The following is an 11,491-nucleotide window of genomic DNA, read 5'->3' as shown; positions in this document are numbered from 1 at the left end:
ACACGTCGGTACGGGTGCGCGAGTACGAGGCTCCGGTGGGCGAGACGGAAATCGCCCTGGCGCGGCTCTGGTGCGAATTGCTCGAGGTGGAGCAAGTCGGGCGTCACGACAACTTCTTTGAATTGGGCGGCCACTCACTGCTGGCTGTCAGCCTGATCGGGCGGTTACGCCAGGATGGCATCGATGCGAACGTCAAGGCGCTGTTCGAGCAACCCACGCTCTGGGAGTACGCCGAAATTACCGAAAGAATGGAGATGGTCCTGTGAGTGTTCTCGAACTGTTGGCGACATTAAAAGAAAAAGACGTTCAGCTCTCCGTCAAGGGTGACCAGCTCGTCGTACAGGGCAACAAGCAGGCATTGAAGGAGCCGAGTGTGCTCGCTTCACTGCGTGAGCATAAGGCGGCGCTGATCGCCTTGATCAATGCCGGGCAGTACAGGGCACAGCGCGCCGGGCAGGTGGACATTCCGGCCAACCGCATCGTCGCCGGTTGCTCGCGGATCACGCCGGACATGCTGACGCTGACCACACTCGACCAGGCGGCCATCGACCGTATCGTCGCGCACCTGCCCGGCGGCGCCGCCAATATCCAGGACATCTACCCGCTGGCGCCGCTGCAATCGGGGATCCTGTTCCACCACCTGTCGGCGCAGCAGGGCGATCCCTATATGCTGCAATGCGTCATCGGCATGGATAACCGCCAGTGCCTGGACGATTTCAACCAGGCCCTGCAAGGCGTGATCGACCGGCATGACAGCTTTCGCACCGCCGTCATCTGGGACGGGCTCGACGAGCCCCACCAAGTCGTGCTGCGCCAGGCCCGTTTGCCGCTCGAAGAGCTGGTGCTGGACCCGGCTGACGGAGATATCCGCCAGCAACTGGAGCAGCGTTTCGACACCCGGCACTTTCGCCTCGACCTCAGCCAGGCGCCGCTGATCCGCATCGCCTATGCCCATGACCCACACAATGGGCGCTGGCTGGCCTTGCTGATGTTGCATCACATCATCTCCGACCATGCCGCGCTGGCCGTGGTGCAGCATGAAATCCAGCAATACCTGCTGGGCCACGCCGCGCAACTGGGCAAGCCGGTGCCGTACCGCAATTACGTGGCGCAGGCGCGCCTGGGCGTGACTGAACAACAGCACGAAGCGTTCTTTCGCGACATGCTCGGCGAGGTGGACGAGCCGACACTGCCGTTCGGCCTGGCGGATGTGCAGGGCGATGGCAATGCCCTGGAGGAGGCCGTGTTGGCCGTCGCGCCGACGTTGGGCCTGCGCTTGCGTGCCCAGGCCCGCCAGCAGGGCGTGAGTACCGCGAGCCTGTGCCACCTGGCCTGGGCACAAGTGCTGGCGGCCGTCACCGGCAAGCAGCGCGTGGTGTTCGGCACGGTGTTCCTGGGGCGGATGGAGGCAGGCGAGGGCGCCGAGCACGCGCTGGGCATGCTCATCAATACCTTGCCACTGCGGGTGGATATCGCTGAACAAGGCGCCCAGGCGGCGCTCAAGGCCACCCATGCCCGGCTGAGCGCATTGCTCGGTCATGAGCATGCACCGTTGGTGCTGGCGCAACGCTGCAGTGGCGTCGCCGCACCGCAACCCTTGTTCAGTGCCTTGCTCAACTATCGTCACAGCACGCTGGCCCACGCCAGTGACGAGGCCGAAAAGGCCTGGCGCGGCATCGAATTCTTCCATACCGAAGAACGCACCAACTACCCGCTGACCCTGAGCGTCGATGAGTACAGCGACGGTTTTTCCTTTACCGTTCAGGCCTTGCCGGTGCTGGGAGCGCAACGCTTCTGCGACTACATGCATACCGCCCTGGACCATCTGGTCCAGGCGCTGGAGCAAAACCCGCAGGCTCCCGTCAACCAGCTGCCGGTGTTGCCGGATGCCGAGCGCCACCAGGTGCTGGCAGGTTTCAACCAGACCCATGCCGACTACCCACGCGGGTTGACCATCCACCAGCGTATCGAACAGCAGGTAGAGCGCAGCCCCGAGGCGCTCGCAGTGGTGTACGAGGGCCAGACGCTGACCTATGCCGAACTGAACCGGCAAGCCAACCACCTGGCTTATCGCCTGATCGAACTGGGCGTGCAGCCGGACGATCGCGTGGCCATCTGTGCGCGGCGCAGCCTGGAAACCCTGGTGGGCCTGGTCGCCATCCTCAAGGCCGGCGCGGCCTACGTACCCGTCGACCCGGCCCATCCACCGGACCGCATCGGCTACTTGCTCGAAGACAGCGCTCCGGTGGTGGTGCTGGTGCAACCGGGGCTGACCGAGCGCTTGCCGGCGATGAGCGTACCGGTACTCGAACTTGACCGTCTGTTGCTGGCCGGCCCCGCGCGCGCCAATCCACGGATTGCCGGCCTGACCCCGGCACACCTGGCGTATGTGATCTACACCTCCGGTTCCACGGGTTTGCCCAAGGGCGTGATGGTCGAGCACCAGACCCTCGACAACCTGGTGAACTGGCATTGCGAGGCCTTCAACCTCAACGCCGGCAGCCACACCTCCAGCGTCGCCGGGTTCGGCTTTGACGCCATGGCCTGGGAAGTCTGGCCGGCGCTGTGCGTGGGCGCCACCTTGCACCTGCCACCGGCGGCGCAGGGCAACGAAGACATCGATGCGCTGCTCACCTGGTGGCAGGCCCAACCGCTGGACGTCAGTTTCCTGCCCACGCCGGTGGCTGAATACGCCTTCAGCCAGAACCTGCAACACCCGACCCTCAAGACCCTGCTGATCGGCGGCGACCGCCTGCGCCAGTTCACCCAGGCGCAGCGCTTCACCCTGGTCAACAACTACGGCCCGACCGAAGCGACGATTGTCGCGACCTCCGGCGTGATCGAAGCCGGGCAGCCCCTGCACATCGGCAAACCGGTGGCCAATGCCCAGGTGTACGTGCTCGACGCACAACTCAAGCCGGTGCCGCTGGGCGTCGCCGGTGAACTCTATGTGGGCGGTGCCGGGGTGGCCCGCGGTTACTTGAACCGTGCGCAAATGACCGCCGAACGCTTTCTGCAAGACCCCTTCAGCGCCGACCCGCAGGCACGCATGTACCGCACCGGCGACCTGGTGCGCTGGTTGGCTGACGGCCGCCTTGAGTACCTGGGTCGTAACGACGACCAAGTGAAAATCCGCGGTGTGCGCATCGAACTCGGCGAAATCGAGAGCTGCCTGGGCGCACATCCCGATGTGCGCGAAGCCGTGGTGATTGCCCGCGACGGACGCCTGATCGCCTACTTCACCGCGCGTGAGGCGCTGGATATCGAGCAGCTGCGCCGCTACCTGCAAGCCCAATTGCCGGACGCGCTGGTCCCGGCGGCCTACATGCACCTGGACAACCTGCCGCTGACGGCCAACGGCAAGCTGGACCGCAAGGCGCTGCCGGAACCGGATCAAAGCGCACAACCGAGCCGTGACTACGTGGCGCCGGTGGGTGAGGTGGAAGTCGCGCTCGCGCAGATTTGGGCCGAAGTGCTCAAGGTCGAGCGCGTGGGTCGCCATGACCATTTCTTCGAACTGGGCGGGCATTCGTTGCTCGCGGTCGGCCTGATCAGCCGCATGCGCCAGGCGGGCTTGCAGGCCGACGTGCGCGTGCTGTTCAACCAGCCGACCCTGGCGGCATTGGCCGCTGCCGTTGGCCACAGCCGTGAAGTGACGGTCGAGCCCAACCGCATTCAACCCGGGTGCACGCGCATTACCCCGGACCTGCTGACACTGGTCAGCCTCGACCAGGCCAGCCTTGACCGGATTGTCGACAGCGTGCCGGGTGGCGCCTCCAACGTGCAGGACATCTACCCGCTGGCGCCGCTGCAGGAAGGCATTCTGTACCATCACCTCAGCGCCGAGCAGGGTGATCCGTACCTGCTGCAGGCGCGCTTCAGCTTTGCCGACATGCAGCGTTTGCAGGCATTTACCCAGGCGCTGCAGCGCGTGATCGATCGACACGACATCCTGCGTACCGCGATTGTGCTCGAAGGCCTGCCGGCCCCGGTACAAGTGGTGTGGCGCAAGGCTGAGTTGGCTGTGCAAGAGGTGTCGCTGGAAGAGACCGGCGATGATGTGATGGCCCAGCTTGAGCAACGGTTCGGCGCCCGCCAACATCGTCTCGACCTGGCCAGCGCGCCGCTCATGCAACTGGTGTATGCCCAGGACCCGGCCCGGCAGCGTGTGGCGGCGATTCTGCTGTTCCACCACATCGCCCTGGACCATACCGCGCTGGAAGTGGTCAGCCAGGAAATGCAGGCCTACCTGGTGGACCCGGCTGTGCAACTGGCCGAACCGGTGCCTTATCGCCATTACGTGGCCCAGGCGCGCCTGGGGGTCAGCGAGCAGGAACATGAGGCGTTCTTTCGCGAGTGGCTCGGGGATATCGACACCCCGACCTTGCCCTTCGGTCTGCACGATGTACAAGGCGATGCCCAACAGATCGAAGAAGCGCACCTGGTGGTCGATGCCGAACTCGATCGGCGCCTGCGTGGCCAGTTGCGTCAGCTTGGCGTCAGTGCCGCCAGCCTGTTTCACCTGGCCTGGGCACAGGTGCTCGCGGCCGCGACCGGCCAGCAGAGCGTGGTGTTCGGCACCGTGCTGATGGGCCGCATGCTCGGCGGTGAAGGCGCCGAACGGGCATTGGGCATGTTTATCAATACCTTGCCGCTGCGCCTGGATATCGACCAGCGCGATGCCCGTGCCGGCGTGCGCCAGGCCCATGTGCGCCTCAGCGCGTTGCTGGGGCATGAACACGCGTCGCTGGCCCTGGCGCAACGCTGCAGCCAGGTGACCGCGCCCTTGCCGTTGTTCAGTGCATTGCTGAACTACCGGCACAGCACCGTGGCCGAAGCCTCCGAGCAAGTCCAGCAAGCCTGGCAGGGTATGGAAGGGCTCGGCGGTGAGGAGCGCACCAACTACCCGCTGACCTTGAACGTGGACGAGTGGGGTGACGGTTTCAGCTTGACCGTATTGACGCTGGCTCAGGTCGGCGCGCAACGGGTGTGCGGCTTTGTACACCAGGCGCTGGAGCAGTTGGTGCAGGCGCTGGAGCAGTCATCGACCACGGCGCTGCAGGCCCTGGCGATACTGCCGGCGGCCGAACGCCAACAGGTGCTGCGGACCTTTAACGCCACCACACGGGCGTACCCTTCAACGCTGACGGTGCACGGGGTTTTCGAAGCGCTCGTGGCCACGCAGCCCCAGGCACTGGCTGCTGTACAGGATGGGCAGCGACTGACCTATGGCGAACTGAACAGCCGCGCCAACCGCCTGGCCCACCACCTGCTGGGCCTCGGCGCCGCGCCGGGTGAGCGGGTGGCGATTCTGCTGGAACGTTCGCTGGATTTGCTGGTGGCACAGTTGGCGATCAGCAAGTGCGCGGCGGTGTATGTGCCGCTGGACGTGAACGCGCCGACGGATCGCCAAGCCTTCATGATCGAAGACAGCGGCGCCCGCTGGGTGTTGACCACCCGCGCGACCGAGGTCACTGGCCACCGCCTTGACCTGGATACCCTTGATCTTGGCAATCAGCCGGAACACAACCCGGCCCTGGAACAGTCATCGGAAACCGCGGCCTACATCATGTACACCTCCGGCTCCACCGGCACGCCAAAGGGCGTGCTGGTGCCGCACCGGGCGATTACGCGGCTGGTGATCAACAACGGTTATGCCGAGTTCAATCCGCAGGACCGCGTGGCCTTCGCCTCCAACCCGGCATTCGATGCCAGCACTCTGGACGTGTGGGCGCCGTTGCTCAACGGCGGCGCAGTGGTGGTGGTCGATCAGGACACGCTGTTGTCCCGTGAGGCCTTTGCGACCTTGCTGCAAGAACAGTCGATCAGCGTGTTGTGGATGACCGCCGGCCTGTTCCATCAGTACGCCGAAGGTTTGCTGCCAGTCTTCCCGCAACTGCGCTACCTGATTGTTGGCGGTGATGTGCTGGACCCAAGCGTGATCGCCCGTGTGCTCAAGGACGGCGCACCGCAGCACTTGCTCAACGGCTACGGCCCGACCGAAGCCACCACCTTCTCCACCACCCATGAAATTCAGCGGGCGGACGAGGGCAGCATCCCCATCGGCAAACCGGTCGGCAACAGCCGGGCCTACGTGCTCGATGCCCGTCAGCAACCGGTGCCGGTGGGGGTCGCCGGCGAGTTGTACATCGGCGGCCAGGGCGTGGCCCTGGGTTACTTGAACCGTGCCGACCTGACGGCCCACGCGTTCCTGGTCGACCCATTCAACGACGGCGGTTTGATGTACCGCACCGGCGACCTGGTGGCCTGGCGTGCTGACGGCACCTTGCAGTACCTGGGCCGTAACGACCAGCAGGTGAAGATCCGTGGTTTCCGTATCGAACTGGGCGAGATCGAAGCGCGCCTGGGTGAACACCCGCAGGTCAAGGACGTGGTGGTGCTGGCGCGTGAGGATGAGCCGGGGCACAAGCGCCTGGTGGCTTATTTCACCGAACGCGAAACCATCAACATCGAAACCCTGCGCGACTATCTGCATGACCAGTTGCCGGACTACATGGTCCCGGCCGCGTATGTGCGTCTGGATAGCCTGCCGCTGACCAACAACGGCAAGGTCGACCGCAAGGCCTTGCCGGCGCCGGATCAGGACGCGCTGCTCAGCCGTGGCTACGAAGCGCCCCAGGGCCAGATCGAAACCCTGCTGGCGCAGATCTGGGCCGATGTGCTCAAGGTCGAGCAAGTGGGGCGCCACGACAATTTCTTCGAACTGGGTGGCCATTCGTTGCTGGCGGTGAGCCTGATCGAACGCATGCGCCAGGCCAGCCTGAGCGCCGATGTACGGGTGTTGTTCCGCCAGCCAACCCTCGCCGCGCTGGCGGCTGCGGTTGGTAGCGGACGCGAGGTGGCCGTGCCGGCCAACCTGATTACCCCCGACTGCGAGCGCATCACCCCGGCACTGTTACCGCTGGCCCAACTGAGCCAGGCCGGCATCGACCGCATTGTCGCCTCGGTACCGGGCGGCGTGGCCAATGTGCAGGATATTTATCCCTTGGCGCCGTTGCAGGAAGGGGTGCTTTACCACCATATCCGTACCGACGAAGGTGACCCTTACCTGCTGCAATCCAGCTACGGCTTCGACAACCTTGAGCGTTTCCAGGTGTTCGCCGATGTGCTGCAAGCGGTCATCGACCGGCATGACATCCTGCGTACCGGCCTGGTCTGGGAAGGTCTGGAAAGCCCGATGCAAGTGGTCTGGCGCAAGGCCCGACTGGTGGTGCAGGAGGTCGTCTGCGACCCGGCGGCAGGTGACGTGCTGGCGCAACTGCGCGAGCGTTTCGACGCCCGTCACTATCGCCTCGACCTGACTCAGGCGCCCTTGATGCGCATGGTCTACGCCCAGGACCTGGGCAACCGGCGCATCGTCGCGGTGCTGATGTTCCATCACCTGGTCATGGACCACACCGCGCTCGATACCGTGCAGCAGGAAATGCGCAAGATCCTGCTGGGTCATGGCCAGGCGCTGGGGCATGCCGTGCCTTATCGCAATTATGTGGCGCAGGCCCGGCTGGGCAGCAGCGAAGCGGAGCACGAGGCGTTTTTCCGCGAGATGCTCGGCGATATCGACGAGCCGACCCTGCCGTTCGGCCTGCAGGATGTGCAGGGCGAAGGTCACGGTGTGGGCGAGGCCACGCACTTGCTGGACCTCGATCTCAGCCTGCGGCTGCGCGAGCAGGCGCGCCAGGCCGGGGTGAGTGCCGCCAGTTTGTTCCACCTGGCCTGGGCCCGTGTACTGGGCACCTTGTCGGGTCGTCAGAACGTGGTGTTCGGCACCGTGCTGCTGGGGCGCATGCAAGGCGGCGAGGGCGCGGACCGGGCGCTGGGGATGTTCATCAATACCTTGCCGCTGCGCGTGGATGTGGCGCAGGCCAGTGTGCGGGCGGCGGTCAAGTCCACCCATGCGCGGCTCACGGCATTGCTGGGGCATGAACATGCTTCACTGGCCCTGGCCCAGCGTTGCAGCGGAGTCGCGGCGACCACGCCGTTGTTCAGTGCCTTGCTCAACTATCGCCACAGTGCCGGGGTCGAAGACGCGGTGGAGATGGACCAGGCGTGGCACGGCATGTACCTGCTGCACGCCGAAGAACGCACCAACTACCCCATCACCCTGAGCGTCGATGACCTGGGCGAGCAGTTCAACCTCAGCGCGCTGGTGGTCTCGCCGATTGAGGCGCGCCGCATCTGTGACTACCTGCTGACCGCCGTCACGCACTTGGTGCAGGCACTGGAGCAGACGCCGCAGCTGCCGTTGGAGCAGGTCACGGTGTTGCCGGTGGAAGAAGCGCGGCAAGTGCTGCAGGCGTTCAACGCCACGGCGCGTGCCTATCCCGACGGGCAGACTGTGCACGACGTGTTCCAGCAGCAGGCAGCGGCAACGCCGCACGCCGTGGCAGCGGTGCAGGGCGCGGTTTCACTGAGCTACACGCAACTTAACGCGCGGGCCAACCAACTGGCCCACCACTTGCTGGGCCTCGGCGCCGCGCCGGGTGAGCGGGTGGCGATCCTGCTGGAGCGTTCCCTGGATCTGCTGGTGGCCCAGTTGGCGATCAGCAAGTGCGCGGCGGTGTATGTGCCGTTGGACGTGAATGCGCCGACGGATCGCCAAGCCTTCATGATCGAAGACAGCGGCGCGCGCTGGGTGTTGACCACCCGCGCGACCGAGGTGGCGGGCCATCGCCTTGACCTGGACAGCCTCGACCTGAGCGTGGAACCCGAGCACAACCCGAGCCTGGAACAGTCGTCGGAAACCGCGGCCTACATCATGTACACCTCCGGCTCCACCGGCACGCCAAAGGGCGTGCTGGTGCCGCACCGGGCGATCACACGGCTGGTGATCAACAACGGTTATGCCGAGTTCAATCCCCAGGACCGCGTGGCGTTCGCTTCCAACCCGGCGTTCGATGCCAGCACTCTGGACGTGTGGGCACCGTTGCTCAACGGCGGCGCAGTGGTGGTGGTCGATCAGGACACGCTGTTGTCCCGTGAGGCCTTTGCGACCTTGCTGCAAGAGCAGTCGATCAGCGTGCTGTGGATGACTGCCGGTTTGTTCCATCAGTACGCCGAAGGTTTGCTGCCAGTCTTCCCGCAACTGCGCTACCTGATTGTTGGCGGCGATGTGCTGGACCCAAGCGTGATCGCCCGTGTGCTTAAGGACGGTGCGCCGCAGCACCTGTTGAACGGCTATGGCCCCACCGAAGCCACCACCTTCTCGACCACCTATGAGATTCAGCGGGCGGACGAGGGCAGCATTCCGATTGGCAAGCCGGTCGGCAATAGCCGCGCCTACGTGCTGGATGCTCGCCAGCAACCGGTGCCGGTGGGGGTCGCCGGCGAGTTGTACATCGGCGGGCAGGGCGTGGCCCTGGGTTATCTGAACCGTGCCGACCTGACGGCCCACGCGTTCCTGGTCGACCCATTCAACGACGGCGGTTTGATGTACCGCACCGGCGACCTGGTGGCCTGGCGTGGCGACGGTACCTTGCAGTACCTGGGGCGTAACGACCAGCAGGTGAAGATTCGCGGCTTCCGTATCGAACTGGGCGAGATCGAAACGCGCCTGGGCGAACACCCGCAGGTCAAGGACGTGGTGGTGCTGGCGCGTAAGGATGAACCGGGGCACAAGCGTTTGGTGGCCTACTTCACTGAACGCAGCCGAGTGGACATCGAAGCACTGCGCGACTATCTGCATGATCAGTTGCCGGACTACATGGTTCCGGCCGCCTACGTGCGCCTGGACAGCCTGCCGCTGACCAACAACGGCAAGGTCGACCGCAAGGCCTTGCCGGCGCCGGATCAGGACGCGCTGCTCAGCCGTGGCTACGAAGCGCCCCAGGGCCAGATCGAAACCCTGCTGGCACAGATCTGGGCCGACGTGCTCAAGGTCGAGCAAGTGGGGCGCCATGACAACTTCTTCGAACTGGGCGGCCACTCGTTGCTGGCGGTGAGCCTGATCGAACGCATGCGTCAGGTCGAGCTCAGCGCCGATGTGCGGGTGTTGTTCAGCCAGCCGACCCTTGCCGCGTTGGCGGCGGCCGTCGATAACGGACGCATGAGCGCGGCCCCGGCCAATCGCATCAGCCTGGGCTGTGAGCACATTACCCCTGACATGCTGCCCTTGGCCGACCTGGACCAGCCTGGCATTGATCGGGTGGTCGCCGGTGTCCCGGGCGGCGTGGCCAACGTGCAAGATATCTACGCGCTGGCACCCTTGCAGGAAGGCCTGCTGTATCACCACGTCACCGCCAGCCACGGCGATCCGTATCAGCAGCACGCGCTGTTTGCGTTTGACAGCCGCGAGCGCCTGGATGGGTTTGCCCAAGCCCTGCAGGCGGTGATTGCCCGTCACGATATCCTGCGTACCGCGCTGGTCTGGGATGGCCTGGAAACGCCGGTGCAGGTGGTGTGGCGCGAGGCCCCGCTGGGGCTCACGTCATTGTCTGTGGATGAAGACGGCGACGTGGCGGCGCAAGTGCGTGAACAACTCGACCCGAGCCGTTTCCCGCTGGACCTGCGCCGCGCGCCGATGATGCACCTTGGGGTCGCCCATGACCCCCGCCAGCAACGCTGGATCGGCATGCTGGTGTTCCATCACCTGGTCAATGACGCCGCTTCGCTGGGTGTGCTGATGGCGGAAATCGAAGCGCATATGCTCGACCAGCAGCAGCGGTTGCCCGCCAGCGTGCCGTATCGCAACTACGTGGCGCAAACCCGCCAAGGCAAGGACCGCGCCGCCCATGAAGCGTTTTTCCGCGACATGCTCGGCGACTTTGACCAGCCGACCCTGGCGTTCGGCTGGCTCGACACCATGGACGCCGCGAGCAGCGAGCAAGTGCTCGGCAGCGTGCCGGCAGCGCTGGGGCTGCGGATCCGGGCCCAGGCACGTTTGGCCGGGGTGAGTGCGGCGAGCCTGTATCACCTGGCATGGGCACAAATCCTGGGCGCCATGTCGGGCCAGGATGACGTGGTGTTCGGTACCGTGCTGCTGGGCCGTCTGCAAGCCGGTGAGGGCGCCGACCGGGCCTTGGGCATGTTTATCAACACCTTGCCGCTGCGCGTGAAAATGGCCGGCCTGCAGGTCAAGGCAACACTCAAGCACACCCACGCCGGGTTGTCGGCATTGCTGGCCCACGAGCACGCACCGTTAAGCCTGGCGCAACGCTGCAGCGCGGTGGCCGCGCCAACGCCGCTGTTCAACAGCCTGCTCAATTACCGCCATATCACAGCCGCTGATGAACACAGCCAACAGGCCTGGGAAGGTATCGTCGGGCTGGAAAGCGACAGCATCGTCAGCTACCCGCTGGTGCTGGAAGTCGATGACCTGGGCAGTGAGTTCCGCCTGACCGCGCGCGCACCGCGGGTAATCGGTGCGCAGCGCCTGCTGGACTACCTGCTGATCAGCCTGGATAACCTGGCCAATGCACTGGAAATGGCCCCTCGCACGGCCCTGGCGCAACTGTCGGTATTGCCCGCCGCCGAA

The 11,491-nt window shown here is 65.1% G+C and carries 2 protein-coding genes; both read left to right on the top strand.

Annotated features, from left to right (window positions below; all coding sequences use genetic code 11):
• Nucleotides 1–266 (top strand): phosphopantetheine-binding protein (locus tag ACK6AU_RS29800; RefSeq protein WP_409303214.1); only part of this gene is annotated, 266 nt, incomplete at its 5' end.
• On the top strand, nt 263–11,491 hold an 11,229-nt coding region (locus ACK6AU_RS29795), incomplete at its 3' end, for an amino acid adenylation domain-containing protein (RefSeq protein ID WP_409303212.1). The genes ACK6AU_RS29800 and ACK6AU_RS29795, both read left to right, overlap by 4 nt.

Source organism: Pseudomonas sp. KCJK8993, from assembly GCF_046230915.1.
GTDB lineage: Bacteria > Pseudomonadota > Gammaproteobacteria > Pseudomonadales > Pseudomonadaceae > Aquipseudomonas > Aquipseudomonas piscis.
Note: the sequence above shows the minus strand (reverse complement) of the source record. Positions and strands in the feature narration are given on the sequence as shown.